29 protein-coding genes are annotated in these 26,862 nt (G+C 66.4%); 9 read left to right on the top strand and 20 right to left on the bottom strand.

The annotated features are described in order from the left end of the window. Positions 1 to 8 precede the first annotated feature (8 nt). The 7 genes from B0W80_RS07370 to B0W80_RS07340 all read right to left on the bottom strand — a co-directional run bounded on the left by B0W80_RS07370 (position 9) and on the right by B0W80_RS07340 (position 9,149). Complete coding sequence (locus B0W80_RS07370) at positions 9 to 1,199, bottom strand: serine hydrolase (RefSeq protein WP_076998471.1); 1,191 nt, start codon at positions 1,197 to 1,199, stop codon at positions 9 to 11. A 115-nt stretch (positions 1,200 to 1,314) separates the two neighbouring features. Then, a complete protein-coding gene (locus B0W80_RS07365) occupies positions 1,315 to 2,853 on the bottom strand; it encodes a 2-isopropylmalate synthase (RefSeq protein WP_076998470.1) in 1,539 nt (512 codons plus the stop codon). A gap of 16 nt (positions 2,854 to 2,869) precedes the next feature. Then, the gene (gene leuA / locus B0W80_RS07360; RefSeq protein WP_076998469.1) at positions 2,870 to 4,579 is read right to left on the bottom strand and encodes a 2-isopropylmalate synthase; all 1,710 of its coding nucleotides are present in this window, start codon (positions 4,577 to 4,579) and stop codon (positions 2,870 to 2,872) included. Between the two features lie 184 nt (positions 4,580 to 4,763). After that, complete coding sequence (gene pssA, locus B0W80_RS07355; protein WP_076998468.1) at positions 4,764 to 5,588, bottom strand: CDP-diacylglycerol--serine O-phosphatidyltransferase; 825 nt, start codon at positions 5,586 to 5,588, stop codon at positions 4,764 to 4,766. A 90-nt stretch (positions 5,589 to 5,678) separates the two neighbouring features. Continuing rightward, on the bottom strand, positions 5,679 to 6,695 hold the full coding sequence (gene ilvC, locus B0W80_RS07350; protein ID WP_076998467.1) for a ketol-acid reductoisomerase: 1,017 nt from the start codon (positions 6,693 to 6,695) through the stop codon (positions 5,679 to 5,681). 54 nt (positions 6,696 to 6,749) lie between these two features. After that, positions 6,750 to 7,241 (bottom strand): acetolactate synthase small subunit, encoded by a 492-nt coding sequence (gene ilvN / locus B0W80_RS07345; RefSeq protein ID WP_076998466.1) that lies wholly within the window; start codon positions 7,239 to 7,241, stop codon positions 6,750 to 6,752. Between the two features lie 132 nt (positions 7,242 to 7,373). Beyond that, a complete protein-coding gene (locus tag B0W80_RS07340) occupies positions 7,374 to 9,149 on the bottom strand; it encodes an acetolactate synthase 3 catalytic subunit (protein ID WP_076998465.1) in 1,776 nt (591 codons plus the stop codon). Positions 9,150 to 9,432: 283 nt separating this feature from the next. On the opposite strand from B0W80_RS07340, the gene B0W80_RS07335 reads away from it, so the two are divergent. From B0W80_RS07335 to B0W80_RS07310, 6 genes are all read left to right on the top strand, one after another. After that, the gene (locus B0W80_RS07335) at positions 9,433 to 9,999 is read left to right on the top strand and encodes an RNA polymerase sigma factor (protein WP_076998464.1); all 567 of its coding nucleotides are present in this window, start codon (positions 9,433 to 9,435) and stop codon (positions 9,997 to 9,999) included. Further along, positions 9,996 to 10,421, top strand: coding sequence for a DUF3619 family protein (locus B0W80_RS07330; RefSeq protein ID WP_076998463.1), 426 nt, complete (start codon positions 9,996 to 9,998; stop codon positions 10,419 to 10,421). Before B0W80_RS07335 ends, B0W80_RS07330 begins: the two co-directional genes overlap by 4 nt. Positions 10,422 to 10,441: 20 nt before the next feature. Next, a complete protein-coding gene (locus B0W80_RS07325; protein WP_083745236.1) occupies positions 10,442 to 11,236 on the top strand; it encodes a DUF3106 domain-containing protein in 795 nt (264 codons plus the stop codon). Between the two features lie 120 nt (positions 11,237 to 11,356). Beyond that, the gene (locus B0W80_RS07320; RefSeq protein WP_373038390.1) at positions 11,357 to 11,818 is read left to right on the top strand and encodes an RDD family protein; all 462 of its coding nucleotides are present in this window, start codon (positions 11,357 to 11,359) and stop codon (positions 11,816 to 11,818) included. Continuing rightward, positions 11,815 to 12,210, top strand: a complete 396-nt coding sequence (locus B0W80_RS07315; protein ID WP_076998461.1) for a diacylglycerol kinase — start codon at positions 11,815 to 11,817, stop codon at positions 12,208 to 12,210. Before B0W80_RS07320 ends, B0W80_RS07315 begins: the two co-directional genes overlap by 4 nt. A gap of 43 nt (positions 12,211 to 12,253) precedes the next feature. Beyond that, positions 12,254 to 12,844, top strand: coding sequence for a TIGR00730 family Rossman fold protein (locus B0W80_RS07310; protein ID WP_076998460.1), 591 nt, complete (start codon positions 12,254 to 12,256; stop codon positions 12,842 to 12,844). 16 nt (positions 12,845 to 12,860) lie between these two features. On the opposite strand, the gene B0W80_RS07305 is transcribed toward B0W80_RS07310, so the two are convergent. Beyond that, positions 12,861 to 13,199 carry a P-II family nitrogen regulator gene (locus B0W80_RS07305; RefSeq protein ID WP_076998459.1) on the bottom strand — a complete coding sequence of 113 codons (339 nt, stop codon included), beginning with the start codon at positions 13,197 to 13,199 and terminating at the stop codon, positions 12,861 to 12,863. 223 nt (positions 13,200 to 13,422) lie between these two features. On the opposite strand from B0W80_RS07305, the gene B0W80_RS07300 reads away from it, so the two are divergent. Together B0W80_RS07300 and B0W80_RS07295 are read left to right on the top strand one after the other, a co-directional pair. Continuing rightward, positions 13,423 to 14,361, top strand: coding sequence for a DMT family transporter (locus B0W80_RS07300; RefSeq protein WP_076998458.1), 939 nt, complete (start codon positions 13,423 to 13,425; stop codon positions 14,359 to 14,361). 17 nt (positions 14,362 to 14,378) lie between these two features. After that, on the top strand, positions 14,379 to 15,530 hold the full coding sequence (locus B0W80_RS07295; protein ID WP_083745235.1) for a GNAT family N-acetyltransferase: 1,152 nt from the start codon (positions 14,379 to 14,381) through the stop codon (positions 15,528 to 15,530). Positions 15,531 to 15,586: 56 nt separating this feature from the next. On the opposite strand, the gene B0W80_RS07290 is transcribed toward B0W80_RS07295, so the two are convergent. From B0W80_RS07290 to nac, 12 genes are all read right to left on the bottom strand, one after another. After that, entirely contained in the window at positions 15,587 to 16,429 is an 843-nt protein-coding gene (locus B0W80_RS07290; RefSeq protein ID WP_076998457.1) for an ABC transporter substrate-binding protein, read from the bottom strand. A 60-nt stretch (positions 16,430 to 16,489) separates the two neighbouring features. Next, a complete protein-coding gene (locus B0W80_RS07285) occupies positions 16,490 to 17,224 on the bottom strand; it encodes an amino acid ABC transporter ATP-binding protein (protein ID WP_076998503.1) in 735 nt (244 codons plus the stop codon). Positions 17,225 to 17,314: 90 nt separating this feature from the next. Continuing rightward, positions 17,315 to 18,073, bottom strand: coding sequence for an amino acid ABC transporter permease (locus tag B0W80_RS07280; protein ID WP_076998456.1), 759 nt, complete (start codon positions 18,071 to 18,073; stop codon positions 17,315 to 17,317). Between the two features lie 3 nt (positions 18,074 to 18,076). Next, on the bottom strand, positions 18,077 to 18,778 hold the full coding sequence (locus B0W80_RS07275; RefSeq protein ID WP_076998455.1) for an amino acid ABC transporter permease: 702 nt from the start codon (positions 18,776 to 18,778) through the stop codon (positions 18,077 to 18,079). A 31-nt stretch (positions 18,779 to 18,809) separates the two neighbouring features. Further along, complete coding sequence (locus B0W80_RS07270; RefSeq protein ID WP_076998454.1) at positions 18,810 to 19,562, bottom strand: SDR family oxidoreductase; 753 nt, start codon at positions 19,560 to 19,562, stop codon at positions 18,810 to 18,812. Between the two features lie 146 nt (positions 19,563 to 19,708). Next, positions 19,709 to 20,476: a LamB/YcsF family protein gene (locus B0W80_RS07265; protein WP_076998453.1), complete on the bottom strand. Its 768-nt coding sequence runs from the start codon at positions 20,474 to 20,476 to the stop codon at positions 19,709 to 19,711. 36 nt (positions 20,477 to 20,512) lie between these two features. Next, on the bottom strand, positions 20,513 to 20,929 hold the full coding sequence (locus tag B0W80_RS07260) for a biotin/lipoyl-containing protein (RefSeq protein WP_076998452.1): 417 nt from the start codon (positions 20,927 to 20,929) through the stop codon (positions 20,513 to 20,515). A 1-nt stretch (position 20,930) separates the two neighbouring features. Then, the gene (locus tag B0W80_RS07255; protein ID WP_076998451.1) at positions 20,931 to 21,917 is read right to left on the bottom strand and encodes a biotin-dependent carboxyltransferase family protein; all 987 of its coding nucleotides are present in this window, start codon (positions 21,915 to 21,917) and stop codon (positions 20,931 to 20,933) included. Beyond that, on the bottom strand, positions 21,914 to 22,582 hold the full coding sequence (gene pxpB / locus B0W80_RS07250; protein WP_076998450.1) for a 5-oxoprolinase subunit PxpB: 669 nt from the start codon (positions 22,580 to 22,582) through the stop codon (positions 21,914 to 21,916). Before pxpB ends, B0W80_RS07255 begins: the two co-directional genes overlap by 4 nt. After that, positions 22,579 to 23,931: an acetyl-CoA carboxylase biotin carboxylase subunit gene (gene accC, locus B0W80_RS07245; protein ID WP_076998449.1), complete on the bottom strand. Its 1,353-nt coding sequence runs from the start codon at positions 23,929 to 23,931 to the stop codon at positions 22,579 to 22,581. The genes pxpB and accC overlap by 4 nt, the downstream gene beginning before the upstream one ends. Positions 23,932 to 23,944: 13 nt before the next feature. Beyond that, on the bottom strand, positions 23,945 to 24,397 hold the full coding sequence (locus B0W80_RS07240) for an acetyl-CoA carboxylase biotin carboxyl carrier protein subunit (protein ID WP_076998448.1): 453 nt from the start codon (positions 24,395 to 24,397) through the stop codon (positions 23,945 to 23,947). 111 nt (positions 24,398 to 24,508) lie between these two features. Then, positions 24,509 to 25,450 (bottom strand): nitrogen assimilation transcriptional regulator NAC, encoded by a 942-nt coding sequence (nac, locus tag B0W80_RS07235; protein ID WP_076998447.1) that lies wholly within the window; start codon positions 25,448 to 25,450, stop codon positions 24,509 to 24,511. Positions 25,451 to 25,625: 175 nt separating this feature from the next. Between nac and B0W80_RS07230 the strand changes: the two genes are divergently transcribed. After that, positions 25,626 to 26,834 (top strand): aspartate transaminase, encoded by a 1,209-nt coding sequence (locus B0W80_RS07230; RefSeq protein WP_076998446.1) that lies wholly within the window; start codon positions 25,626 to 25,628, stop codon positions 26,832 to 26,834. Positions 26,835 to 26,862: the final 28 nt, after the last annotated feature.

The following is a 26,862-nucleotide window of genomic DNA, read 5'->3' as shown; positions in this document are numbered from 1 at the left end:
AAAGAGGTTCAGCCCGCGACTTGCTGAGCAAGCACCGGCTGGGCAGCCGCCGGGTTGGTCAGGTGAGGATTGGCCTCGACCCACCGCCGCACGCGCTCGGCATCGCCGATGCGGCCGAATTTGCCGGCCGAGTCGAGGAACACCATGATCAGCTTGCGCCCGGCGATCTTGGCCTGCATCACGAGGCACTGGCCGGCTTCGGAGATATAGCCGGTCTTTTGCAAACCGATGTCCCATTCCGGGCTGCGCACCAGGCGATTGGTGGTGTTGTACTGCAGCACCCGGTTGCCGACCTCGACCTGGTATTCGGGCGAGGTGGACAGCTGGCGCACCGTGGAATCCGCGTAGGCGGCATTGACCAGAAGGGCCAGGTCTTGCGCGCTCGACTGGTTGCGGCTGGACAGGCCGGTCGGCTCGACGTAGCGCGTGTCCTTCATGCCCAGCATCTTGGCCTTGGCGTTCATGACGCTCACGAAGGTGGCGAGCCCGCCCGGGTAAGTGCGGCCGAGCGCGTGTGCTGCGCGGTTCTCGCTCGACATCAGCGCCAGGTGGAGCATCTCGCCGCGCGGCAGCGTGGTACCGACGGTCAGCCTGGACCGGCTTCCCTTCTCGGTGTCGACGTCGTCCTGGGTGATGGTGATGAGCTCGTCGTTCGGCAGGTGAGCCTCGCTGATGAGCAGGCCCGTCATGAGCTTGGTCAACGAGGCGATCGGCAGTACGACGCTGTCGTTCTTGCTGAAGAGCACTTCGTGCGTGTCTTGATCGATCACCAGCGCGACACTCGACTTGAGGTCGAGTGCGTCTTCGGTGTGGTGAAGGCCGGCGAGTTGACCGAACGATTGGCGCGCCGCCACTTCGGGCACGCGCACCACCGACCGACGTTGCACCGCGACCACCGTCTTGCCGTCGCGCTTGCGGATCGATGCGACGACGTTGCGGCCACCGCTCACGACGCGGTCAGCCTGCTCGGCCTTCGCGGTATTGCGCTTGGAAGATGCTGCGCGAGGAGCCGCAGACTTGGCTGCCGTGCTGCGCTTGCTGTCGACGCTGGTTGACGCCTTCTTGGCGGCGGCTGCCTTCTTGTTGGCTGCCTGCGCTGCGGGCAACAAAAACGCCGTGGCGCAAAGCGCGACGGCGACGAAGCGAAGAGCGGGGAGGAACCGCTGGCTGGAGACTCGAAAAGAGCGGGCTTCGGGCATCAAAAATCTCCAGCGGCGACGATCAGAGACCGCAGTGTATCGAAATCAAAAAAGGCAGGCAATATCAGTTACTTGCATCCTTTTCTTCAAACGATTCAAAGGATCACACTTTCTACTAACCTTGTGCTGCCACTCTCTCAGCTTGGCTCTGTAACTTGTTGAGCGCACTCAAGTAAGCCTTGGCAGAAGCCACCACGATGTCGGGATCGGCACCGATGCCGTTGACGACCCGGCCGGCATTCTGCAGCCGCACCGTGACTTCACCCTGGCTCTCGGTCGACCCGCTGATCGCATTCACCGAATAGAGCACCATCTCCGCCCCGCTATTGACGTGGGCTTCGATGGCCTTCAGCGAAGCATCGACCGGGCCATTGCCATCCGACACACTCGTGACTTCCTTGCCTTGCACCGTGAACACGATCCGCGCCTGAGGCCGCTCGCCGGTTTCGCTGTGCTGCGCCAAGGATACAAAACCAAACTGTTCGGAAACGTGCGAGTGCTCCTCGTCGCTTACAAGTGCGAGGATGTCTTCGTCAAATATTTCGCTTTTTCGATCGGCCAGCTCTTTGAAGCGTGAAAAGGCGGTGTTGATGTCGGCCTCGCTCCCCATCGTCACGCCCAGTTCTTGCAACCGCTGCTTGAATGCATTGCGGCCGCTCAGCTTGCCGAGCACGATCTTGTTGGCCGCCCAGCCCACGTCTTCGGCCCGCATGATCTCGTAGGTGTCGCGTGCCTTGAGCACGCCGTCCTGGTGGATGCCCGAGGCGTGCGCGAAGGCGTTGGCGCCGACCACGGCCTTGTTGGGCTGCACGACAAAGCCGGTGGTCTGGCTGACCATGCGGCTGGCGGCCACGATGTGGCGGGCATCGATACCAAGCTCGAGCCCGAAGTAGTCCTTTCGTGTCTTCACGGCCATCACGATTTCTTCGAGAGAGCAATTGCCGGCCCTCTCGCCCAGGCCGTTGATCGTGCATTCGACCTGCCGCGCCCCACCGATCTTCACGCCTGCCAGGGAGTTGGCGACCGCCATCCCCAGGTCGTTGTGACAGTGGACGGACCAGACGGCCTTGTCGCTGTTCGGAATGCGCTCGCGCAGCGTCCGGATAAAGTTGCCGTAGAGCTCAGGCACGGCATAACCAACCGTGTCGGGCACGTTGATGGTCGTCGCGCCTTCATGAATGACGGCCTCGAGCACCCGGCACAGGAAATCGACGTCGCTGCGATAGCCGTCTTCGGGGCTGAACTCGACATCGCCGACCAGGTTGCGCGCGAAACGCACCGACAGCTTGGCCTGCTCGAACACCTCGTCGGGCGTCATGCGCAGCTTCTTCTCCATGTGCAGCGGCGACGTTGCGATGAAGGTATGGATGCGGCTGCTGGCCGCGCCCTTCAGCGCCTCGGCTGCGCGGGAGATGTCGCGGTCGTTCGCCCGCGAAAGGCCGCAGACCGTCGACTCCTTGATCGCAGCGGCGATCGCCGCGACGGCCTCGAAATCACCATTCGAGCTGGCCGGGAAGCCGGCTTCGATCACATCCACCCGCAGACGTTCGAGCTGGCGTGCGATGCGCAGCTTCTCGTCCTTGGTCATCGAGGCGCCGGGCGATTGCTCGCCGTCGCGCAGGGTGGTGTCGAAGATGATGAGTTTGTCGGCCATCGTGGGTCTCCTAGATTCAGGCGGCTTGCGCAGCCTCCGATTGTGCGCTGGACGCGCCCTGCGCCCTGGCCCGCACCAGGCCGGAGACGATCGCCTTGAGCGAAGCCGAAACGATGTCGGCATCGCGTCCAACACCGAAGAGCGTCTGGCTTTCGTCCACGCGCAGTTCGAGATAAGCCACCGCCTGCGCATCGGCACCGGTGCCGATCGCGTGCTGGTGATAGTCGATCACGCGAATGGCGTGCCCCGTTGCATCGGCCAGCGCGTGAATGAAGGCATCGATCGGCCCGTTGCCACGGCCTTCGATGCGACGCAGTTCGCCTTCCCAGGGCAGGTCGGCGCGCAGCACCACCTCGGCGTCGCCCCCCTCGCCTCGTTCCTCCAGCACCCGGTGCTGGGGCGCGGCCTGCTGGTCGCCGAGGCGGTATTCGCCTTCGAACAAATGCCAGAGATCGGCCGCCGTCAGCTCCTTGCCGGCGACGTCCATCACTCGCTGCACCACTTGGCTGAACTCCATCTGCAGGCGCCGCGGCAGTTCGAGACCGTATTCGCTTTCGAGCAGGTACGAGATGCCGCCCTTGCCCGACTGGCTGTTGACGCGGATCACCGCCTCGTAGCTCCGGCCCACGTCCTTGGGGTCGATGGGGAGATAGGGCATGTCCCACACATCGCCTTCCTTGCGGGCCGCGAAGGCTTTCTTGATCGCGTCCTGGTGCGAGCCCGAGAAGGAGGTGTACACCAGGTCGCCCACGTAGGGATGGCGCGGGTGCACCGGCAACTGATTGCAGTGCTCGACGGTGGTGCGGATCTCGTCGATGTTGGAGAAGTCCAGCCCCGGCGAAACGCCCTGTGTGTAGAGATTGAGCGCGACATTCACCAGGTCGAGGTTGCCGGTGCGCTCACCGTTGCCGAACAGGCAGCCCTCGATACGCTCGGCGCCCGCCATCAGGGCGAACTCACCGGCCGCAGTGCCGGTGCCGCGGTCGTTGTGCGGATGCACGCACAGCACGATCGAGTCGCGTCGCGCCAGGTTGCGGTGCATCCACTCGATCATGTCGGCGAAGATGTTCGGCGTCGAATGCTCGACGGTCGAGGGCAGGTTGACGATGCACTTTCGCTCGGGCGTCGGTGCCCACACCGCGGTGACCGCGTCCACAACTCGCTTCGAGAAGGCCAGCTCGGTGCCCGAGAACATCTCGGGCGAATACTGAAAGGTCCACTTCGTCGTCGGCTGCTTGGCGGCAAGCTCGTTGAACAGGCGGGCATGCGTGGTGGCGAGCTCGACGATCTCGTCTTCATCCATGCCGAGGACGACCCGGCGCATGATGGGGGCGACGGCGTTGTACAGATGCACGATGACGCGAGGCGCGCCCTGAAGCGCTTCGAAGGTGCGCTCGATCAAATGGTCGCGCGCCTGGGTCAGCACCTGGATGGTGACGTCGTCGGGAATGCGGTCTTCCTCGATCAGCTTGCGGACGAAGTCGAACTCGATCTGTGATGCGGAGGGGAAGCCGACCTCGATCTCCTTGAAGCCGATGGCCACCAGCGTTTCGAACATCCGCATCTTGCGGGCGATGTCCATCGGTTCCACCAGCGCCTGGTTGCCATCGCGCAGGTCGGTCGACAGCCAGATAGGGGCCTGGGTCAGCACGGCATCGGGCCAGGTCCGGTCCTTGAGGCCGATCGGTGCGGAGGCGCGGTACTTGCGGTCGGGTTGCTTCAACATCTGGTATTTCTCGCTATGGTTGGATGGACAACCAGCAACCCCAAAACAAACGGCCCGTTGCTGGTGCGAACGGGCCGTGTGAGGGAATGTCGCTTGCGCGCTCTACCGTCTCCGCCCGTGGGGGATCAGTAGTAGGGCCAGCGAAAGCTTGTTCATGGGAGCGGCAAATGTAGCACAGGCCGAATCACTTGTGCAGCCCGCGCTCGTCGGGTTCTTCCGTCGAGGTGCTGATCACGCTCACGTGCTGGCCCTTGGCCTTGCGCCAGGCGTAGACGGCGTACCCGCTCAGGCCGTAGGCCACGAACACGCCGAACAACACCGTCGGCGGATGGATGTTGATGACGGCGATGGCCAGCGCGATCAACACGATCACCGCGAAGGGCACGCTCCGCTTCATCTGCACATCCTTGAAGCTATAGAACGGCACGTTGGTCACCATGGTGAGCCCGGCGTAGAGCGTGAAAGCGAAGGTGATCCAGGTGATCTGGTGCCACGACAGATACAGCACCTCGCCACCGCGCTTGCCCCATTCCGTCATGAGCCAGATGAAGCCCGCCACCAACGCCGCCGCTGCCGGCGACGGCAGTCCTTGAAACCAGCGCTTGTCGACCACGCCGGTATTGACGTTGAAACGCGCGAGCCGCAATGCCGCGCACGCACAGTAGACGAAGGCAGCGATCCAGCCCCAGCGCCCGAGGCCCTTGAGCGACCATTCGTAGGCGATCAGGGCCGGCGCCGCGCCGAACGACACCATGTCGGACAACGAATCCATCTGCTCACCGAAGGCGCTTTGCGTGTTGGTCATGCGAGCCACACGCCCGTCCAGGCTATCGAGGATCATCGCGGCGAACACACCCAGCGCCGCCAGGTCGAAGCGCGCGTTCATGGCCATCACGACCGAATAAAAACCGCCGAACAGCGCCGCCAGCGTGAACAGGTTGGGCAGGATGTAGATGCCTTTGCGGCGCTTGCGCGGCGCTGCATCGTCGGGGAGCGTGTCGTCATGCATGGATCGCGGCAGTGTAGTTCAGCGGCCGAGGCGGCCTCAAAGAAGAAGGGCCACCTCGCGGGTGGCCCTCTGAGGCTGGATCGGCGCCGATCAGTTACGAGTCTGGTCGACCAGCTTGTTCTTCTTGATCCAGGGCATCATCGCGCGCAGCTTCTCGCCGACGACCTCGATCTGATGCTCTGCGTTCAGCCGGCGGCGGCTGATCAGCGTGGGCGCGCCACCGGCGTTCTCGAGCACGAAGCTCTTGGCGTACTCGCCGGTCTGGATGTCCTTCAGGACCTGCTTCATGACCTTCTTGGTTTCGTCGGTCACGATGCGCGGACCCGTCACGTACTCGCCGTACTCGGCGTTGTTCGAGATCGAATAGTTCATGTTGGCGATGCCGCCTTCGTAGATCAGGTCCACGATCAGCTTGAGCTCGTGCAGGCACTCGAAGTAGGCCATCTCGGGCGCATAGCCGGCTTCCACCAGCGTCTCGAAGCCGGCCTTGATCAGCTCGACGGTGCCGCCGCACAGCACGGCTTGCTCGCCGAACAGGTCGGTCTCGGTTTCTTCGCGGAAGTTGGTTTCGATGATGCCGGCCTTGCCGCCGCCGTTGGCGGTGGCGTAGGACAGGGCCAGGTCACGCGCCTTGCCGCTCTTGTCGGCATGCACCGCAATCAGGTGCGGCACGCCGCCGCCCTGGGTGTACGTGCTGCGCACGGTGTGGCCGGGGGCCTTGGGCGCCACCATCCACACGTCGAGGTCGGCACGCGGCTGGACGAAGCCGTAGTGCACGTTGAAGCCGTGCGCGAACACGAGCGACGCGCCTTCCTTGATGTTCGGAGCCACGTCGTTCTTGTAGACGCTGGCGATCTGCTCGTCGGGCAGCAGGATCATCACGACGTCGGCCGACTTCACGGCATCGGCCACTTCGGCGACCTTGAGGCCGGCCTTCTCGACCTTGGGCCAGGAGGCGCCGCCCTTGCGCAGGCCGACCACGACCTTCACGCCGCTGTCGTTGAGGTTCTGCGCGTGCGCATGGCCTTGGCTGCCGTAGCCGATGATCGCCACGGTCTTGCCCTTGATCAGGCTCAGATCGGCGTCCTTGTCGTAATAGACCTTCATGGTGTTGCTCCTTCGTAGATTCGGTGATGTGTGGTTGAGAGGGCGGGGGCTGGTTCAGACGCGCAGGATGCGCTCGCCGCGGCCGATGCCGCTGGCGCCGGTGCGAACGGTTTCGAGGATGGCGCCACGGTCGATCGCCTCGAGGAAGGCGTCGTTCTTGCCGTGGTCGCCGGTGAGCTCGATGGTGTAGCTCTTGTCGGTCACGTCGATGATGCGGCCGCGGAAGATCTCGGCCATGCGCATCATTTCCTCGCGCTCCTTGCCGACCGCACGCACCTTCACCATCATGAGCTCGCGCTCGGTGTAGGCGCCTTCGGTCAGGTCGACGACCTTGACCACCTCGATCAGGCGGTTCAGGTGCTTGGTGATCTGCTCGATCACGTCGTCCGAGCCGGCCGTGACGATGGTCATGCGCGACAGGCTCGGGTCCTCGGTCGGCGCGACGGTGAGCGATTCGATGTTGTAGCCACGGGCGGAAAACAGGCCCACGACGCGGGAGAGTGCACCGGGCTCGTTTTCGAGCAGCACGGCAATGATGTGTTTCATGTCAGCAAGGGAATCCTCTTTTCGCCGCCCTCCCCCGCGCACGGTAATGCACGGGCTCGGCGGACAATAGATTCATCCGCGAAAAAAGTTAAACAAGGAGCCGGCCCGCGCAGCAGGCCGACTTGTCGTCCGTTACAGATCCTCGGAACCCAGCAGCATCTCGGTGATGCCCATGCCCGCCTTGACCATCGGGAACACGTTCTCGGTGGGGTCGGTGCGGAAGTCCATGAACACGGTCCGATCCTTGAGCTTCCGAGCTTCGCGCAGCGCGGGTTCGACGTCCTGCGGCCGCTCGATCAGCATGCCGACGTGCCCATAGGCCTCGGCCAACTTCACGAAATTGGGCAGCGCATCCATGTAGCTGTGGCTATAGCGGCCGGAGTACTCGATCTCCTGCCACTGGCGCACCATGCCGAGGTAGCGGTTGTTCAGCGAAACGATCTTGATCGGCGTGTTGTACTGCAGGCAGGTGGAAAGCTCCTGGATGCACATCTGCACCGAGCCCTCGCCCGTGACGCAGAACACTTCCGAATCCGGCTTGGCCAGCTTGATGCCCATGGCGTACGGAATACCCACGCCCATGGTGCCCAGGCCACCGGAGTTGATCCACCTGCGCGGTTCGTCGAAGCGGTAGTACTGCGCCGCCCACATCTGATGCTGGCCGACGTCCGACGTGATGTAGGTGTCGGCATCCTTGGTCATGTCCCAGAGCGTCTCGACCACGTGCTGCGGCTTGATCACGTCCTTGTTGCCGCGGTCGTACTTGAGGCAGTCCTTGCTGCGCCAGCTCTCGATGGTCTCCCACCAGCCGGCCAGAGCGCTCGGGTCGGCGCGCTGGGGGCTTTCCTTGATCATCGAGATCAGCTCGGTCAGCACTTCCTTCACGTCGCCGACGATCGGGATGTCGACCTTCACCCGCTTCGAGATGCTCGACGGGTCGATGTCGATGTGGATGATCTTGCGTTCGTTCTGCGCGAAATGCTTGGGATTGCCGATCACGCGGTCGTCGAAGCGTGCACCCACCGCCAGCAGCACGTCGCAGTTCTGCATCGCGTTGTTGGCTTCGATGGTGCCGTGCATCCCCAGCATGCCCAGGAACTTGCGGTCGCTGGCCGGATAGGCGCCCAGGCCCATCAGCGTGTTGGTGACCGGGTAGCCCAGCATGTCGACCAACGCGCGCAGCTCGTTCGTCGCGTTGCCGAGCAGAACGCCGCCGCCGGTGTAGATGTAAGGGCGCTTGGCCGAGAGAAGCAACTGCAGCGCCTTGCGGATCTGGCCGCCGTGGCCCTTGCGCACCGGGTTGTACGAGCGCATCTCGACCTTATCGGGATAGCCGTTGTAGCTGACCTTCTTGAAGGACACGTCCTTGGGCACGTCCACCACCACGGGGCCCGGACGGCCGCTGCGTGCGATGTGGAAGGCCTTCTTCATCGTCATCGCCAGGTCCTTCGGGTCCTTGACGAGGAAGTTGTGCTTGACGATCGGCCGGGTGATGCCGACGGTGTCGCATTCCTGGAAAGCATCGAGCCCGATGGCCGCCGTCGGCACCTGGCCCGAGATGATCACCATGGGGATGCTGTCCATGTACGCCGTCGCGATGCCCGTGACCGCGTTGGTCAGGCCGGGACCGGAGGTCACGAGCGCCACGCCGACGTCGCCTGTGGCGCGCGCATAGCCGTCGGCAGCGTGCACGGCTGCCTGCTCATGACGCACCAGCACGTGCTGGATGGTGTCTTGCTTGTAGAAAGCGTCGTAGATGTAGAGCACGGCGCCGCCTGGATAGCCCCAGACGTATTGCACGCCTTCGGCCTGCAGTGCCTTGACCAGCACCTCGGCGCCCATGAGTTCTTGCGTTTGACTGCCGGTGACGGCTGCTGCGGACGCGAGTTCCGCCTTTGACATTTCCATGATCAACCTTTGCGTTTTTTCGGGAACGAAAAACCTTGGGTGCTTCTTCGCGGGCTCTTGTGAAGCTGCGTCGAAACTTGAGGCCAAAGCCATGAGCGGACTTGTCGAACCGCCGGACCGTGACCCGTTTGCCTTTTGACTTGCAGCGCGGATTATGACATTGGAAAAGCCGCGCGGCCGCGGCCGGAGCGCCCCTTATGGCCGGAAGGCATAATCCGCGGCGACAAAAGCAAGCTTCGTCTTCGAGACATTCCCCACGCGGCGCCCCCTGCGCCAGATCCGCTTGGCCACTGAAAAAGAACTCTCCGACTTCCTGAAAGGCGCCGAGCGGCGGGCCTTCAAGCGCACGGTCTACCACGTGCGAGAGGAGGAAGCCGCGCTCGACATCGTGCAAGACAGCATGATGAAGCTCGCCGAGCACTACGGCGACAAGCCGCCCAACGAGCTGCCGCTGCTGTTCCAGCGCATTCTCTCGAACTGCACCCTGGACTGGTTCCGCCGCCAGAAGACGCGCCGCGCCTTGTTCTCGAACATGAACGACTTCGAGGCGGTCGCCGACGACGGCGAATTCGACCTGCTCGAGCATTTCACGGCCGGCCCCGACACGCGGGAAAGCGAAAGCGCGGAAGACAGCACGCGGCGTAACCAGATCTTTCACCAGATCGAGGAACAAATCGCCGCGCTTCCGACTCGTCAACGCGAGGCGTTTTTGATGCGTTACTGGGAAGAGATGGACGTCGCAGAGACGGCCGCTGCAATGGGCTGCTCCGAAGGCAGCGTCAAAACGCACTGCTCGCGTGCCGTCCACGCCCTGAGCAAGGCACTCAAGGCCAAGGGAATTTCGCTATGAACACAACGCTTTCGACCACCGCTGCCGCAACCGAAGAGCTGTTCGGCCGCCGCGTGGCCGCACGGCTGTCGGCCGGAACGCAGCAACTGCCGCACGACATCGGCGAGCGCCTGCGCGCTGCCCGCGAGCAGGCCCTGGCGCGCCGCAAGGTGGTGCGGGTGCTGCAGGCCGCCCCTGCCGTCGTGCAGAGCGGCGGTGCCGCGGCACTGGGCGGCGGCTGGTGGACCCGCATCGGCTCGGTGATCCCGCTGGTCGCGTTGGTGGCCGGCCTCGTGGTCATCACCACGCTGCAGGAAGACAACCGCGCCAACGAACTGGCCGAAGTCGATGCAGCCTTGCTCACGGACGATCTGCCGCCCTCGGCCTACACCGACCCCGGCTTCGCTCAGTTCCTGAAATCCGAAAGCGCCACGCAGCGCTGAACCCTTCCATCCCGCTTCGCATGCTTCAGCCCCGCCGCCCCCTCGCAAAAGTGACGCTGCCGATTCATTCGGCTGCGACGGCGGGTGCAGTCGTCCTGATCGCGCTGGCCGGCCTGGCAGCGTGCCCGGCCGGTGCGCAGTCCTCCAAGGCCGAGCCGGGCGCTGCCGTGGCCTCCAGGCCGATCGCCTCCAAGCCGCTGTGGCGCGACCTGAGTAGCCGTCAGCAGCGCGCGCTCGAACCGCTTGCTCCCCATTGGGACACCCTGACCGAGCCGCACAAGCGCAAGTGGCTGGCGCTCTCGCGCAACTACGCCGACCTCTCCACGGACGAACAGCAGATCCTGCATAGCCGCATGACGGCCTGGGCCCAGCTCAGCAACCAAGAGCGCTCCCAGGCCCGCTTCAACTTCGCCGAGGTCAAGCAGGTTCCCGCCGACGAGCGCAAGGCCAAGTGGGAGGCCTACCAGGCGCTCAGCGAAGACGAAAAGCGCGAACTGGCTTCGCGCGCGGTGCCCCGTCCGGGCGCCGCAGCTGCAATCCGGCCCGTGCCGGCGCAGAAGCTGGCTCCCCTGCCCTCGCTCGCGTCGGACGGAAGCCACACACCCCGCATACAGCTGACGCCGCCGGCGCCGGTGGTCACGCGGCTTCCGGCTGTCATTCCCGCGGCGGCGCCGGCCACCACGACCGCTTCGCCCACCGGAGCTCCCGTGGCGGCAGAGGCACAGGTGCCGCCGCCTTCCGAATCGACGGCCGAGCCGTCCGTTTCCGCCACACCGTCCGTCCGCGCTTCCGACCAGCCGTCCGCTGCGCCGTGATACAAGCTGCGGATGGCTTCCAGTTCCCCTGACGGGGTCGGCGCGAGCGGTCCGACGCTCGCCGACTCTTCTTTCCCGTCCTCCCCCAGCACCCTCGTCGCACCCGGCCTGTGGCGCCGCATGGCCTGCTGGCTCTACGAAGGCATGCTGCTCTTCGCCGTGGTCTTCGTCGCAGGCTGGCTCTTCAGCACGCTGGGCCAGATGCGCGACGCGATGGACTCCCGCCGGCACCTGCTGCAGGCCTTCCTGTTCGTCGTCTTCGGCGTCTATTTCGTCTGGTTCTGGTCCCGTGGCCAGACGCTCGCCATGAAGACCTGGGGCCTGCGCGTGGTCGACCGCCTCGGCCGCCCCGTCACGCAAAGCCGCGCGCTGCTGCGCTACCTGCTTTGCTGGATCTGGTTCCTGCCGCCGCTGGCCGCCATCGCTCCCTTCAAGCTGGGCGGCGGCGAATCGTCGGTGCTGATCTTCGGCTGGGTGATCGTCTGGGCCCTGCTGTCCCGTTTCCATCCCGAACGCCAGTTCTGGCACGACGCATGGGCCGGCACCCGGCTGATCGCGTCCAAACCTATGAGCCGCCGATGAGCATCGTGAACCAACCCGTCAATCCGCAGAAGGCACGGCGTGGCCTGAACCGCATCTGGCACGCCACCCTGATCTCGCTCGACGGCTTTCGCGCCGGCTGGGGCGAAACCGCGTTCCGACAAGAAGTGCTGCTCGCCATCGTCATGGTGCCGGCCGCCTTCTGGGTCGGGCGCAGCTGGGTCGAGGTGGCGCTGCTCGTGTCCCTGGTCGTGCTGGTGATGATCGTCGAGCTGCTCAACACCGGCATCGAGGCCGCCATCAACCGCGTGGGGCCCGAATGGCACGCCCTCTCCAAGAACGCCAAGGACCTGGGCAGCGCCGCCGTGCTGATGTCCATCCTGCTGTGCAGCGGCGTCTGGATCGCAGCCCTGTGGCACCGCTTCGCCGGATGAGCCTTGCAAGCTGTCCGTCATTCGATGGCGGCATGATCGCGGCATGACCTCCAATTTCTCGATTTGCGTCTATTGCGGCTCTCGACCCGGCGAGCGGCCCGAATTCTCCGAAGCGGCCCGTGCAGTCGGCCGATGGATCGGCGAGCGCGGTGGCCAGTTGGTCTACGGCGGCGGCCGCACCGGCCTCATGGGCACCGTGGCCGAGGCCACGCGCCAGGCCGGCGGGCGGGTGGTCGGCATCATCCCCAAGGCCCTTGTCGACAAGGAACTGGCCAACCCGCTGTGCGACGAGCTGCACGTGGTCGACACCATGCACGAGCGCAAGGCCATGATGGGCGAACGCGCCGACGCCTTCGTCGCATTGCCGGGCGGCATCGGTACCTTCGAGGAATTGTTCGAGATCTGGACCTGGCGCCAGCTCGGCTACCACGACAAGCCGGTCGGCATTCTCGACGTGTCGGGCTACTACGCCGGCTTGCTCGAGTTTCTGGCCCACAGCGTGCGCGAGGGCTTCATGGGCGAATGGCAGATGGGGCTGATCCGCTCGGGCACCGAAGTCGCGCCTCTGCTCGAAGCCCTGGTCGAGGACGCCAGCCGGCATCCGCGCGGCGACAAACTCGCCGAAGTGCTCTAAGCCGGCGCCTTGGGCGTCAGACGGCCTGTTCGTCTTCCTCGCCGGTGCGGATGCGCACCACGCGCTCCACGTTGGTCACGAAGATCTTGCCGTCGCCGATCTTGCCGGTGCGCGCGGCACTGACGATGGCGTCGACGCAGCGATCGAGATCGGCCTCGTTCACCACCACCTCGACCTTCATCTTCGGCAGGAAATCGACCACGTACTCGGCGCCGCGGTAGAGCTCGGTATGCCCCTTCTGCCTGCCGAAGCCCTTGACCTCGGTCACGGTGAGCCCGGTCACGCCGACCTCGGCGAGCGCCTCGCGCACGTCGTCGAGCTTGAACGGTTTGACGATGGCGGTGATTTGCTTCATACGTAAGGTCTTTCTTCCGGCGATGTCGATGGAACTGGCTGATAGGGTAGCGCCATCCCGCCGATGGCGGCGGAACGACCTTGGGTCCACGATGCCCGTGCCTTTCAGCATGTAGCGTGCCAGGCTCGCGTCGCGAATCGATTATGCATTCGCCTTCGCTCATCGATGGCTTGGGGCCCGCAGCCCGGCGCACCGTCGCAGGGGCTGATACGCTCTGCGGGCCATGCGCTCAGGTTCTTCCTCTCCCGGTTTCTTCGCCTCCTTCGTTCCCTGGCTCCACGACCAAGCCTACGTGCTGCTGGTCTTCACCATGCTGATCTGGGGCGCCAACGCGGTGGCGGCGCGCCTGGCGGTGGGCGAGGTCTCGCCCATGATGCTGACCTTCTCTCGCTGGATCGTCTGCTGTATCGCGCTGGGTTTGTGCGCGCGCCGGCAGATCGCCCTTCATTGGCGCAGCCTGCTGCCCTCGTGGCGCTTCATCACGCTGATGGGCACCCTGGGCTTCACCGGCTTCAACGCGCTGTTCTACGCGGCGGCCCATCACACCACGGCGATCAACATCGCGATCATCCAGGGCACCATCCCGGTGCTGGTGCTGCTGGGCAGCCTGTTCTTCTTTCGAACGAAAGTCGGCGGACTGCAGCTGGCAGGTGTCGCACTCACGCTGGCGGGCATCGTGGTCGTGGCATCCGGGGGCCATCCGGAGCGCCTGGCCCAGCTGGGCTTCAACATCGGCGACCTGTGGATGATCGTGGCCTCGCTGCTCTACGCCGCCTACGCGCTGGGCCTGCGGCGCCGGCCCGACGTGCCCGCCATCGTCTTCTTCGCGGCGACCGCGGCGGTGGCCTGCCTGGTGTCGGTGCCTCTGCTCGTCGCCGAAGTCGCGATGGGCGACTTCATCGTGCCCACGCCGACGGGCTGGATGCTGATCCTGTTCGTCGGCCTGCTGCCCTCCTTCATCTCGCAGGTCACCTTCATCCATGCCGTCGGCCTGATCGGGCCGGCGCGGGCGGGCGTGTTCCTCAACCTGGTGCCGATCTTCGGCCCGCTGCTCGCGGTGCTGGTGCTCGGCGAGCCGCTGTCGCTCTATCACGCGCTGGCCCTGGGGCTGGTGCTGGGCGGCATCTACATCGCCGAGACCATGGGTCCGCGCGGCCGCTGAAGAGAAAGAGAGCTTTCTTGGCCACCCCCGTCGTCCGCATCCACGGCAGCGTATCCGAGATCGATTCCGCCACCTGGGACGGCCTGCTCGCCGCCCAGGCCGTGCCCTCCCCCTTCATGCGCCACGCCTACCTGGCCGCGATGGAGCAAAGCGACAGCGCCGCGCCCCAGAGCGGCTGGGCGACGCGCTTCGTGACGCTGTGGCGCGGCCGCCAACTGGTCGCGGCCTGCCCGATGTACCTCAAGGGCCATTCCTACGGCGAGTACGTGTTCGACTGGGCCTGGGCCAACGCCTACCAGCAGCATGGCCTCGCCTACTACCCCAAAGCTTTGGTGGCGGTGCCCTTCACGCCGGTGCCGGGCACACGCCTGCTCGCACGCGACGCCGAAAGCCGGGCGCTGCTCGTGCAAGCGGTCATCGCCTGGTGCAAGGAAGAAGAGCTGTCGTCCCTGCACCTGCTCTTCGGCGCCGACGAGGACATCGCGGCCTGCGCCGAAGCGGGCCTGATGCTGCGCCACACCGTCCAGTTCCATTGGACCAACCATGTCGAATGGCACGACTTCGACGCCTTCCTCGCCAGCCTCGCCCACGACAAGCGCAAGAAGATCCGCCAGGAGCGCCGCAAGGTCCACGATGCCGGCGTGCGATTCCGCTGGTCGCGCGGTGCGGACATCGCCGAGGCCGACTGGAAGTTCTTCTACCGCTGCTATGCCCGCACCTACCGCGAGCATGGCAACCCGCCCTACCTCACGCCCGATTTCTTCGCTCGCATGGCCCAGGACATGCCCGAAGCCTGGCTGCTCTTCATCGCGGAGCGAGACGGCAAGCCCATCGCCTGCAGCCTGATCGCGCTCTCGGCCGACGCCTCGGTCGCCTACGGCCGCTACTGGGGCGCGATGGAGCGGGTCGATTGCCTGCATTTCGAGGCCTGCTACTACCAGCCTCTCGCCTGGTGCATCGAGCACGGCGTGCAGCGCTTCGAAGGCGGCGCGCAGGGCGAACACAAGATGGCCCGCGCGCTGATGCCTGTGAAGACCACCAGCGCGCATTGGCTGGCGCATCCTTCCTTCGCCGACGCGGTGGAGCGCTTTCTGGAGCGCGAAGACGAAGGGATCTCCGGCTACCTCGATCACCTGGGCGAGCGCAGCCCCTTCCGTCACCCTGCCTGAGGGTCTGCGTCTCACGCAGGAGCGCCGCCGCGCAAGCCCCGGCTGCGATCAAGTGATCAAGGCAGCAGCTCGAACTTCAGGTCAGCCAACGGCGTGACCTTCTCATCGCGCGTCATCTTGTACTCGGTGTTCGGCCCCAGCCACTTGGCCCAGATCCGGTCGAGCTCGCCCGACTTCTCGAGCGCATAAAGAGCCCCGTTCACCTTCGACAGCAAGACAGGCTCGTCCTTCTTCATCCCGACCCCGATCGGCTGCAGCACCATCGGGTCCTTGATCATCTTCAGCTCGACGCCCGCCGTCTTCGACTGGTTGACCAGCTTGGTGATGGTCATCGTGTTGGCGACCATGCCCACCGACTTGTTCTGCTGCACCGCCATGAAGGCCGAGCCGGTGTCCTGGAAAGTCACAGGCTCCGAGCCGTTCATCTTGATCGACAGCTCCGAGGTCGAACCCTTGGTCGAGCTCAGGCGCTTGCCCTTGAAGTCGGCCTTGGCCATGCCCGGGTCCGACGCCTTCACGGCCAGCATTTCCTTGGCCACGTAGTACGGGTCGCTGAACTGGATCTGCTCGCCGCGGCTCTTGGTGTAGGCCAGGTTGGCCACCGTCACATCGACGCGGCCCAGCTTCACCTCGGGCACGCGCGCTTCCACCGACAGCGGCGTGATCTTGGCCGTCAGGCCCAACTGCTTGGCCACCGCGTTGCACAGGTCGATGTCATGCCCCACCATCTCGCGCGTCTTCGGATCGGGCGCGGCGAAGGGCGGCACGTCGGCGAAGGTGCCGCACTTGAGCTCCTTGCGCTGTGTGATCTCGTCCCACTGATCGGCCTGCGCCACGCCGCAAAGCGCGAGGACACATCCGGCGACGGCGGCAACATGAAAAGCAGTCTTCTTCGACATGATCGATTCCTCGTGTGAGTAAGTGAGTGAGAGAAATGGAGTGGATGAAACGAACGCAGCTCAGTGGGAGCGCAGGTCCGACAGAAAGCGCTGCGCGCGCGGATGCTGCGGCTTGGTGAAGAAGGCTTCCGGCTCGGCCTTTTCCAGGATGCGGCCCGCATCCATGAACCAGATGCAGTCGGCCACCTCGCGGGCGAAATTCATCTCGTGCGTGACGCACATCATCGTCATGCCGTCGTTGGCCAGGCCGCGCATCACGGACAGCACCTCGCCCACCATTTCGGGGTCGAGCGCGCTGGTGGGCTCGTCGAACAGCATGGCTGGCGGCTCCATCGCCAGCGCGCGAGCGATCGCCACCCGCTGCTGCTGGCCCCCCGAGAGCTGCGCCGGGTAGGCGCCGGCCTTGGCGGCCAGGCCCACGCGCTCGAGCAACTGCATCGCCTTGGTCTTCGCCGCGGCACGTTTCACACCCAGCACGCGCATCGGCGACAGCATTACGTTGTCGAGCACCGACAGGTGCGGGAACAGGTTGAAGCTCTGGAACACGAAGCCGATGCGGCTGCGCAGCTTGTTGAGCGCGGCGCTATGCATCGGCGCATGCACGTCGTTGCCGTCGAACAGCAGCTGCCCCGACTTGACTTCTTCGAGCCGGTTCACCGTGCGGATCAGTGTGGACTTGCCCGAGCCCGAAGGCCCGCACACCACCACCACTTCGCCCTTCTTCACTTCGGCGTTGACGTCGGCGAGTGCCTGGTAGTCGCCGTACCACTTGTTGATGTTCGAGAACAGGATCATCGGAGCGCTTTCTGCGTTCGTCGGTTGGGTCATGGTTCTTGTCTCCTGTTGTCTTGTCGTGTCGCGTCCTGGGCCGTCTGCGCGGCTTTGTCAGGGGTTGGCCGCCACCGGCGGCGGCAGCGATACGTCGCTGGGCGACACGCGCGCGACGCCGCTGCCGGCCCGCTTGTGCGCGATGCGCCGCTCCAGCCACAGCGCCAGCTGCGTCAGGCTGAAGCACACCACGTAGTACGTCATCGCGAGGATGAAGAACACCTGGAAGGGCTTGGTCAGCAGCTGGTTGTTGATCTGGTTGGCCGCGAAGGTGAGCTCGTTCACGTTGATGACGTAGCCCAGCGTCGTTTCCTTGATCGTCGAGATGAACTGGCTCAGCATGCTCGGCAGCATGTTGTAGAGCGCCTGCGGGAGGATCACGAACCACATCGTCTTCAGGTGGCTGTGGCCCAGCGCACGCGCCGCTTCGGTCTGTCCCTTCGGCAGTGCGAGGATGCCGGCGCGCACCACTTCCGACAGGTAGGCGCCCTCGTAGATCACCAGCGTGCAAACCATGGTCGTGAAGCCCGAGATCTCGCGGCCGATCAGCAGCGGCACCAGGAAGTAGACCCACAGGATCACCATCAGCAGCGGCACGCCGCGCACCACGTACACCAGCGCCGCCACCGGCCAGCGCAGCACTTTCCAGGGCGACAGCCGCGCCAGCGCCATCAGCACCGACAGCGGAAACGCCAGCACGATGCCGAGCACCGACAGCACCAGCGTGGCGACGATGCCGCCCATCGGGCCGTTGGGGTACTGCCCGATGAGCAGCAGCAGCCAGTTGTCGCGCAGGATCTCGAAGATGCTGAACATCGCTCACCTCGCTCCGGCAATGCGGTAGTGCCGCGACACCCAGCCGCCCGCGGCCATGATGAGCAGCGAGAACACCAGGTACAGCACCGTGGCCACGCTGTAGGCCTCGAAGGCACGGAAGCTCTGGCTCTCGACCTCCTTGACGGCATGCGTCAGCTCGGCCACGCCGATGGCCATGGCCAGGCTGCTGTTCTTGAACAGCGACACGCTGTGGTTGATGAGCGCCGGAATTGCGTTGCGCATGGCCTGCGGCAACATCACGTAGCGCATCGAGCCGATGAAGCCGTGGCCCAGCGCCCGGGCCGCTTCGGCCTGGCCGGCCGGAATGGAGCGCAGGCCCGAGCGCATGTCTTCGCTGAAATACGCGGCCTGGCACAGCCCGAGCGCGACGATCGAAAGAATCGCCTCCGCGTTGTGCGCCGACAGCCAGGCCTGCAGAAACTCGGGCAGCAGGCTGAAGATGCCGAAATACCACAGCATCAGCTGCACCAGCGTAGGCACGTTGCGGTGGTACGAAACATAGGCGGCCACCGCGCGTTCGCCGATGCGGCTCGGCATGAGTCGCACCGTCAGCAGCACCACGGCCAGGCTCATCGCCAGCATCCACGAGCCGGCCGCGATCTTCAGCGTCATCTCCACGCCGTGCAGCAGCATCGCGCCGAACTCCGGCTTCAGCAGGATGGCCAGCAGGTCGAAGTCCTTCATGCCTTGCTCCTGTGCGCGTCGTGGCGGCCGTTCAGGCGCGGGGCGACTCGGGCCGGGTGGTGGAGAGGCCGCCCGGCACCTGCAGCGTCGGCGTGATCTCCATGTGGCCGACGTTCATCGACACGGGCGCGGCGATGGCGAAGGCGATGGCGTTCGCGATGTCTTCGGCCTGCGGCAGTTCGAAGCCTTCGATGAAGCGCTTGTGCATCTCTTCCGCGTTGCCGTGGACGTGGGCGAAGATGTCCGTGGCCACGCGGCCCGGGCAGATCTCGGTGACGCGCACGCGCTTGCCGAAGACGTCGATGCGCAGCTGGCGCGACAGCATGCTCACCGCCGCCTTGGTCGCGTGGTAGGTGCTGTTGCCGCCGAAGTTGTAGGCACCGGCGATGGAGCTGATGTTGACCACGTGGCCACGGTCGCGCGCCGCCATGCCGGGCACCACCAGCCGGCACAGGTGCAGCACGGCGCGCAGGTTCACGTCCACCAGCAGGTCGATGCCCTCGGCGTCGGCCTTGAGGATCGAGCCCGGCCGGTCGACGCCGGCGTTGTTGACCAGCACATCGAACTCGAATTCGTTCGCCAGGCGGGTGATGCCTGCGAGATCGCTCACGTCGATGGCGTGCGGGATGCAGCCGGTGCGCGAGGCCAGCTCGTCGAGCTTGCCGGCGCTGCGTGCGAGTGCATGGACCTGCAGGCCTTCCTTGCAGAGGCGCTCGACGACGGCGGCGCCGATGCCCGAGGAGGCACCGGTCACCAGCGCGGTCTTGTAATCGGAGAAAGGCATCTTCGGCTTCTTTCGTTATGACGAATTCACTGTATCCAGGGGGGCCTCGGGGCGCCAAGACGGAATGTCTGTGGAGAGATAAGCCGTCCTTATGTCGCCCCGGGGTGCATCGGAGCGCCCCTTTTCAGGGCGCTTTCAGGGCGCCTTCAGGCCGCCAGCTGTTGCGATATGGGCACCACGCGCCCGGCCGCTTCGACCACGCTGCGCACGGCGCGAGCCAGTTCCACCGCGCCGGGCGTGTCGCCGTGAACGAGGATGGAGCGGGCCTGCATCGCGATCTTGTTGCCACCGTGCGTGGTGACGGTGCCGTCCTCCAGCAGTTGGCGCACGCGCGCCAGCACCGCCTCGCGTTCGTGGATGACGGCGCCGGGCAGCTTGCGCGGCACCAGCAGGCCTTCGTCGTCGCAGGCACGGTCGGCCAGGAAGGTGCGCGCCACGCGCATTCCGCAGCGCTCGGCAGCGTCCTCGATGGCGCGGCTGGCGGAGGTGCTCATGATGAGTGCCGGGTCGAAATCGGCCACCGCGCGCACCAGCGGGCCGGCCAGCGCCGCATCGGCAGCCGCCATGTTGCCCAGGGCGCCGTGAAAGCTCATGTGCGTCATCCGGTGGCCGGCCGCCCGGGCCATGCCGGCCAGCGCGCCCAGCTGGTAAATGACGTAGGTCGCGAGTTCGGCCACGTCCATCTGCATCTGGCGGCGGCCGAAGCCCTGCAGGTCGGGAAAACCCACATGCGCCCCCACGTCGACGCCTCGCTCACGGGCCATGCGCACCGTGCGATTCATGATGACCGGGTCGCCGGCATGGAAACCGCAGGCCACGTTGGCGGAGCTGACGATGTCCAGCAGCGCCTCGTCCTCGCCCATGCGCCAGGGGCCGAAGCCCTCGCCCAGGTCGGCATTCAGATCGATGTCCATCGCGATGTGCTCCCGTGTTCCTGTGGTCGTATTGCGTCAATCGTCGGGCTGCAGCTCGACCAGCGGCGTGCCGAAGCCCACGGCCTGGCCGTCGGGCACCAGGTGGCCGACCGGCGTGCCGGCTTGTGACGCGTTGACCGGCAGCAGCAACGGACCGATCTGGATCAGGCCCACAGGCTGCCCCGCGGCCAAGCGCTCGCCAGGTCGGGCCAGCGGCGCGGCATGGAGCGGATGAGCGTGCAGAAAAGCGCCCAGGGACGGCGCGACGACGGTAATGACCGGCGCCGTTTCCTCGGGCTCGTCCTCATCGGCATCCAGCGGAACCACCTCGTTGCCGGATTCGGCCGTCCGCCCCAGGCGCAACACGCCGTATGGCGTGCGCAGCTCCAGCAGCCCGATGTCGGTGGCCGCCAGCCACGCAGCCAGTTCCTGGACTTGTTCGGGACTCTTCATGTCAATTCACCTGAGGCGCGCTGCGATGCAGCGACACCATGCGCCCGACCCGAGCCAACCACGCATCGACTTCGTCCTGCGCCGCAACCGCTTCGTCCCAGCTGCATTCGACGAAGCGGATGCGGCTGCCGATCGGCGCCTGCCCCAGCCGCCACAGATCGGCCTCGATCACGGTGCCGAACTTGGGGTAGCCCCCCGACGGCTGCGCGTCGCGCATCTGGATGATGGGCTGCCCGCTGTGCGGCACCTGGATCACGCCGGGCACGATGCCGTGCGAGCGGATTTCCATCGGCGCGACCGGGCGCAGGGCCTCGCCATCCAGGCGATAGCCATAGCGGTCGCTCTGCGCCGTGATCTTCCACGCACCGGCCCAGAAGGCGGCACGCGAGCTTTCCTCGAAGCCCAGGTACTCGGCAGCCGGCAGCACCCGCACCGCCGGCAGGTCGTCGACCTGCAGCGGCAGGCTCAACGAGGGCGGCACCAGGCCGAAGCCGGTGCGGCGCTCCTGCCCCTCACCGACCGCCCGCAGCACGTCGCCGCGCTGCAGCGCCCGGCCCTCGTGGCCGCCGAAGGCACCGCGCAGCTGGGTGCTGCGCGAGCCCAGCACACGGGGGACGTCCACGCCGCCCGCCAGGCACAGCATGGCCCGGCTGCCGCGGTGCGCGCCGCCCTGCGGAAGGCCCAGCGTCAGCGTCTGCCCGGCGCGCGCCTGATGCACCCACCAGGGCAGCAACGGCGTGTCGTCGAGCTTCGCGGCGCAATCCGCGCCGGTCAGCGCGAAGGCGCAGTCGGCGTCGAAGCGCAGCTTGAACGGGAACACCGGCACCTCGATGGCGGCCGCGTCGGATTCGTTGCCCAGCAGCAGGTTGCCGGCCGCGAGCGCCAGCTTGTCCATGGCGCCCGAGGTGCCCACGCCCCAGCGCAGGCTGCCGGTGCGCCCCATGTCCTGCACGGTGGCCAGGGCGGTGGAAGACAGCACTTCGATCATCGAATCACTCCCTGCACCCGAAAACGGATCATGTCGCCCGGCTGCAGCACGGCCGGCGGGTCTTGCGACGGGTCGAAGAAGGACATCGCCGTGCTGCCGATGGTGTTCCAGCCGCTCGGGCCGGCCGAGGCCGACACGCCGGTCTGCGCGCCGCCGATCGAGACCGCCCCGCCCGGAATGCTGAGCACCGGCACCTTGCGGCGCGGCGTGGCGATGCGCGGGTCCATGCCGCCCAGGTAGCAGTAGCCGGGGTGGCTGCCGAGCGCGTAAACCGGGTAGACCGGCGTGCTGTGCAATTCGACGATCTCGTCCACGCTCAGGCCGGTGTGCGACACCACGTCCGCCATGTGCGGGCCGCCCTCGCCACCGTAGACCACGGGCAGCTCGACCACGCGGCCTTCCAGCGGCAGCGGCGCCGCCGCCTCCCAGGCGGCCTGCAGCCGCGCCTCCAGCGCGTCCAGCGCCGCGGCGCCGCGCGGCGCTTGCTCGAAAGTGAGCATCAGGTTGTTCATGCCGGGCACCGCCTCGCGCACCTCGGGCCAGTCTTGCGCCTCGCGCGCCAGCGTCCAGATTCGCTGCTGGGAGGGCAGCGCCAGTTCGCCGGGCGCCTCGAACAGCAGCGCGGTGGTGCCGAGCAGACTGATCGATGCCGTCGTGGAGATCATGAGGCGCTCCTCTGCTGCAGCCAGCGCTCGAGATGGTGGATGTCCACGCCGCCGACGGCGAAACCTTCGTCGCGCAGCAGCTCGCGGTGCAACGGCACGTTGGTCGCGATGCCGTCGACGCGCATCTCGGCCAGCGCCAGGCGCATGCGGTCCAGCGCATCGTCGCGCGTGCTGCCGTGCGCGACCAGCTTGGCGATCATCGAGTCGTAATACGGCGGCACGCGGTAGCCGGCGCCGGCATGCGAATCCACCCGCACGCCGAAGCCGCCGGGCAGCTGCCAGCCGCTGATGCGGCCCGGCGATGGCGCGAAGGTCCGCGGGTCTTCGGCATTGATGCGGCATTCGATCGCATGGCCCTGGCAGCGCACGTCGGCCTGCGTCAGCACCAGCCGCTCGCCACGGGCCACGCGCAGCTGCTGCTGCACGATGTCGATGCCGGTCGTCATCTCGGTCACGGGGTGCTCCACCTGCAGGCGGGTGTTCATCTCGATGAAGTAGAAGGCGCCCTGCTCGTATAGGAACTCGAAGGTGCCGACGCCGCAGTAGCCGATCTGCCGGCAGGCCGCGGCACAGCGCTCGCCCACGTCGGCCAGCAGCGCCTCGTCGATGCCGATGGCGGGCGCTTCCTCGATCACTTTCTGGTGGCGGCGCTGCAGCGAGCAGTCGCGGCTGCCGAGCCACAGCGCGTTGCCGTGGCTGTCGGCCAGCACCTGGATCTCGACGTGCCGCGGGTGCAGCAGGAATTTCTCGATGTACACCTCGGGGTTGCTGAAGGCGCGGCGCGCCTCTTCGCGGGTCAGCGACATCGCCTCGGGCAACGCGGCCTCGTCGTGCACCACACGCATGCCTCGGCCGCCACCGCCACCGGCGGCCTTCACGATCACCGGGAAGCCGATCTCGCGTGCCAGCGACAGGATCGCGGCCGGATCGTCCGGCAGGCTGGCGTCCGGCCCGGGCACACAGGGCACGCCGGCGCGGCGCATCGCGCGCTTGGCGGCCACCTTGTCGCCCATGGTGCGGATGCAGGCGGCACTAGGGCCGACGAAGACCAGGCCGGCCTGCTCGATGCGCTCGGCGAAGCCCGCGTTCTCCGACAGGAAGCCGTAGCCCGGATGGATGGCCTGCGCGCCACTGACCTCGGCGGCGAACAGGATGGCGGCCTGGTTCAGGTAGCTCAGCCCCGGCGCCGACGGGCCGATGCACAGCGCCTGGTCGGCCTGCGCCACGTAGCTCGCGTCGCGGTCGGCCTCGGAATACACGGCCACTGTACGAAGCCCCAGGCCACGGCACGCACGCTGGATGCGCAGCGCGATCTCCCCACGGTTGGCGATGAGCACGGTGTCGAACATGGTCGTCGCTCCCTCACGCATCGACGAAGCGGAACAGTGCCTGCCCGGCCTCGACCTCTTGCCCCGAGCGCACCAGCACCGCCTGCAGCGTGCCATCGCGCTCGGCGCGCACCTCGTTGAAGACCTTCATGGCTTCGATCACGCACAGCGTCTGGCCGGCCTTGATGGACTGCCCGGCCTGCACGAAGGGCGGCTGATCGGGCGTGGGCTGCAAGTGCACCACGCCGTACAGGGGCGCAAGGCACTCGGCCGATGCAGATGCCGCAGCCGCGGGTGGCGGCGTGTTCGCGCCCGGCGAAGCAAGGCGCGACGGCCGTGCCGCTGCCGCCGTGCGACGCGGCGCCGTGGCGTCCGCCGCGGGCTTCTTGACCAGCCGCAGCGTGCAGCCGTTCTCGCTGAACTCCAGCTCGGACAGGTCCGAGCCTGCCAGTGCGTCGATGAGCGTCTTGATCTGTTCCTGGTTCATGCCAATCTCCGCCGCCGGTGCATTCGACGAACGCATCGGGGCTGGCATGAACGGTAGCGGCCCGCGGCCGCAAAGCCCAAGACGGATTGACTGTGCCGCGATAAGAGCGGCTTATGACAAGGCGGCGAGGCTCGGTTCGGGCGTGGCCGCGACGTGGGCGGCCAGGTCGGTCACCAGTTCGAGCAGGATGTCCTTCACCGCCTGGGCGGGCTCCGACAGCGGCAGGTGGTCGGACTGGCACAGCGCGAGCGGGGCCTCGATCACCGGGTCGACGATCTGGAACTTCCACGCCCCGCAGGAGGCCGCCATCTCGCGCGCCATCGAGGCCGGCAGGATGGTCGCGCCCAGCCCGTCGGCGATGGCGGCCGTCAGCGTGAAGGCCGATTCGATCTCGGCCACCACGCGCGGCGGCGTCGCGCCCGAGCGCGCGAACGCCGCATCGACCAGCTTGCGCACCACGTTGTACGGTCGCGGAAGAAACAGCTCGATCTCGCGCAGGTCGGCCAGCTTCACCGGCTCCGCCGGCGGCGGCATCGATGCCGGCCCCACCAGGAACAGGGGTTCCTTCAGCAGCGGCAGGAAGGTCAGGCCATGGATCGCCTTGTCGCCGTACAGCACGGCCAGGTCCATGCGGCCGTTCATGATGAGTTCGCTGAGCGTGGTGCCGTAGTTCTCGTTGAGGTAGAGCAGGATGCCCGGGTGCCGCGCCCGCACGGTGCGCAAGAGCGGCAGCGACAGCGCCGAGGCCGCCGTGCCCGGCGCCAGGCCCACCGACACCGGCCCCGACAGGCCCGCACCGGCCGCTTCCATGTCGACCCGCGCCTGCTCGCACTGGCGCAGGATGATCTGCGCATGGCGGTAGAGCACCTTGCCCGCCTCGGTGGGCGTGACGCCGCGCTTGGTGCGCACCAGCAACTGCTGGCGCACCTCGCCTTCGAGCGTGGCGAGCTGCTGGCTCAACGCGGGCTGGGCGATGAACAAGACTTCGGCCGCCTGCGTCAGGCTGCCGATGTCCACGATCTTCACGAAGTATTTGAGGCGCCTGAGGTTCACGCCTTGTCTCCAAGCAAAAGCCAAGCCTGCCTGAGCCTAGCACCGCCCTCGCCCGGGGCATACCCGGGCTCACCATAAGCTGTGCCTATACGACCAGAGCGATCTCGTCTTGGCCTCGCGCAGGCGATGTGCGTACCGTACGTCCCATCCATCCTCGCCATTCCAGGAAGAGACCGTGACCACCTCCCGCATCGCTTCGCGCGTTCGCCGCATCAAGCCCTCCCCCAGCACCTCTGCCGCCGACCGCGCCAACGAACTGCGCCGCCAGGGCAAGTCGATCGTCAACCTGGTGGTGGGCGAGCCCGACTTCGACACCCCCGAACACATCCGCCAGGCCGCCGCCGAGGCCATGAACCGCGGCGCGACGCGCTACACGCTGATGGCCGGCACGGTCGACCTGCGCCAAGCCATCGCCGCCAAGCTGGAGCGCGAGAACGGCCTGCGCTATGCGATGAACGAGATCATCGTGACCAGCGGCGCCAAGAGCGCCATCTACAACGCGCTGGCCATCACGCTGGAGCCGGGCGACGAGGTCATCATTCCGGCGCCCTACTGGGTGTCGTATCCGGACATGGTGCTGGCCTGCGAAGGCACGCCCGTCACCGTCGCCTGCCCCGAAGAGAACGGCTTCAAGCTCACGCCGGCCCAGCTGGAAGCGGCCATCACGCCGCGCACGCGCTGGCTGCTCATCAATTCGCCGAGCAATCCCACCGGCGCGAGCTACACCGCCGACGAGTACCGGGCGCTCGCCGACGTGCTGGAGAAGCATCCGCACGTGATGGTGATGACCGACGACATCTACGAGCACATCCGCTTCGACGGCCAGCCGACGCCGCACCTGCTGGCCGTGGCGCCCGCGCTGCGCGAGCGCACGCTGGCGATCAACGGCGTGTCGAAGACCTATGCGATGACCGGCTGGCGCATCGGCTGGGCCGCCGGGCCCACGGACCTGGTGCAGGCCATGGACACGCTGCTGTCGCAGTCGTCCGGCAACTGCTGCTCGATCAGCCAGGCCGGCGCGGCCGCCGCGCTCAACGGCGACCAAGCCTTCGTGGCCGAAAGCGTCGCGGTGTACAAGGCGCGGCGCGACCGCACCTTGGCACTCATCAATGCGATTCCCGGCTTGAGCTGCGCCACGCCGCCCGGCGCCTTCTATCTGTACATCCGCTGCGAGGGCCTGATCGGCAAGACCACGCCGGCAGGCAAGACCCTGGCCGAGGATGGCGACGTCGTGATGTACCTGCTCGAAAGCGCCGGTGTCGCCACGGTGGCCGGCACCGCCTACGGACTCTCGCCCTACTTCCGCCTGTCCATCGCCACGGCCATCGAGACCCTCGAAGAAGGCTGCGCGCGCATCGCCCGCGCGGTGGCCGAACTGCTCTGAGCCCACGACACCGAGACCAGAAACCCAC

It is taken from the genome of Variovorax sp. KK3, assembly GCF_001984055.1.
Lineage (GTDB): Bacteria > Pseudomonadota > Gammaproteobacteria > Burkholderiales > Burkholderiaceae_C > Variovorax.
Note: the sequence above shows the minus strand (reverse complement) of the source record. Positions and strands in the feature narration are given on the sequence as shown.

Bases quoted from the DNA above. Each gene is read 5' to 3' on its own strand.
- B0W80_RS07370 (WP_076998471.1), bottom strand. From the start codon at position 1,199: ATGCCCGAAGCCCGCTCTTTTCGAGTCTCCAGCCAGCGGTTCCTCCCC.
- B0W80_RS07365 (WP_076998470.1), bottom strand. From the start codon at position 2,853: ATGGCCGACAAACTCATCATCTTCGACACCACCCTGCGCGACGGCGAG.
- leuA (WP_076998469.1), bottom strand. From the start codon at position 4,579: ATGTTGAAGCAACCCGACCGCAAGTACCGCGCCTCCGCACCGATCGGC.
- pssA (WP_076998468.1), bottom strand. From the start codon at position 5,588: ATGCATGACGACACGCTCCCCGACGATGCAGCGCCGCGCAAGCGCCGC.
- ilvC (WP_076998467.1), bottom strand. From the start codon at position 6,695: ATGAAGGTCTATTACGACAAGGACGCCGATCTGAGCCTGATCAAGGGC.
- ilvN (WP_076998466.1), bottom strand. From the start codon at position 7,241: ATGAAACACATCATTGCCGTGCTGCTCGAAAACGAGCCCGGTGCACTC.
- B0W80_RS07340 (WP_076998465.1), bottom strand. From the start codon at position 9,149: ATGGAAATGTCAAAGGCGGAACTCGCGTCCGCAGCAGCCGTCACCGGC.
- B0W80_RS07330 (WP_076998463.1), top strand. From the start codon at position 9,996: ATGAACACAACGCTTTCGACCACCGCTGCCGCAACCGAAGAGCTGTTC.
- B0W80_RS07325 (WP_083745236.1), top strand. From the start codon at position 10,442: ATGCTTCAGCCCCGCCGCCCCCTCGCAAAAGTGACGCTGCCGATTCAT.
- B0W80_RS07320 (WP_373038390.1), top strand. From the start codon at position 11,357: ATGGCCTGCTGGCTCTACGAAGGCATGCTGCTCTTCGCCGTGGTCTTC.
- B0W80_RS07315 (WP_076998461.1), top strand. From the start codon at position 11,815: ATGAGCATCGTGAACCAACCCGTCAATCCGCAGAAGGCACGGCGTGGC.
- B0W80_RS07310 (WP_076998460.1), top strand. From the start codon at position 12,254: ATGACCTCCAATTTCTCGATTTGCGTCTATTGCGGCTCTCGACCCGGC.
- B0W80_RS07305 (WP_076998459.1), bottom strand. From the start codon at position 13,199: ATGAAGCAAATCACCGCCATCGTCAAACCGTTCAAGCTCGACGACGTG.
- B0W80_RS07300 (WP_076998458.1), top strand. From the start codon at position 13,423: ATGCGCTCAGGTTCTTCCTCTCCCGGTTTCTTCGCCTCCTTCGTTCCC.
- B0W80_RS07290 (WP_076998457.1), bottom strand. From the start codon at position 16,429: ATGTCGAAGAAGACTGCTTTTCATGTTGCCGCCGTCGCCGGATGTGTC.
- B0W80_RS07285 (WP_076998503.1), bottom strand. From the start codon at position 17,224: ATGATCCTGTTCTCGAACATCAACAAGTGGTACGGCGACTACCAGGCA.
- B0W80_RS07280 (WP_076998456.1), bottom strand. From the start codon at position 18,073: ATGTTCAGCATCTTCGAGATCCTGCGCGACAACTGGCTGCTGCTGCTC.
- B0W80_RS07275 (WP_076998455.1), bottom strand. From the start codon at position 18,778: ATGAAGGACTTCGACCTGCTGGCCATCCTGCTGAAGCCGGAGTTCGGC.
- B0W80_RS07270 (WP_076998454.1), bottom strand. From the start codon at position 19,562: ATGCCTTTCTCCGATTACAAGACCGCGCTGGTGACCGGTGCCTCCTCG.
- B0W80_RS07265 (WP_076998453.1), bottom strand. From the start codon at position 20,476: ATGGACATCGATCTGAATGCCGACCTGGGCGAGGGCTTCGGCCCCTGG.
- B0W80_RS07260 (WP_076998452.1), bottom strand. From the start codon at position 20,929: ATGAAGAGTCCCGAACAAGTCCAGGAACTGGCTGCGTGGCTGGCGGCC.
- B0W80_RS07255 (WP_076998451.1), bottom strand. From the start codon at position 21,917: ATGATCGAAGTGCTGTCTTCCACCGCCCTGGCCACCGTGCAGGACATG.
- pxpB (WP_076998450.1), bottom strand. From the start codon at position 22,582: ATGATCTCCACGACGGCATCGATCAGTCTGCTCGGCACCACCGCGCTG.
- accC (WP_076998449.1), bottom strand. From the start codon at position 23,931: ATGTTCGACACCGTGCTCATCGCCAACCGTGGGGAGATCGCGCTGCGC.
- B0W80_RS07240 (WP_076998448.1), bottom strand. From the start codon at position 24,397: ATGAACCAGGAACAGATCAAGACGCTCATCGACGCACTGGCAGGCTCG.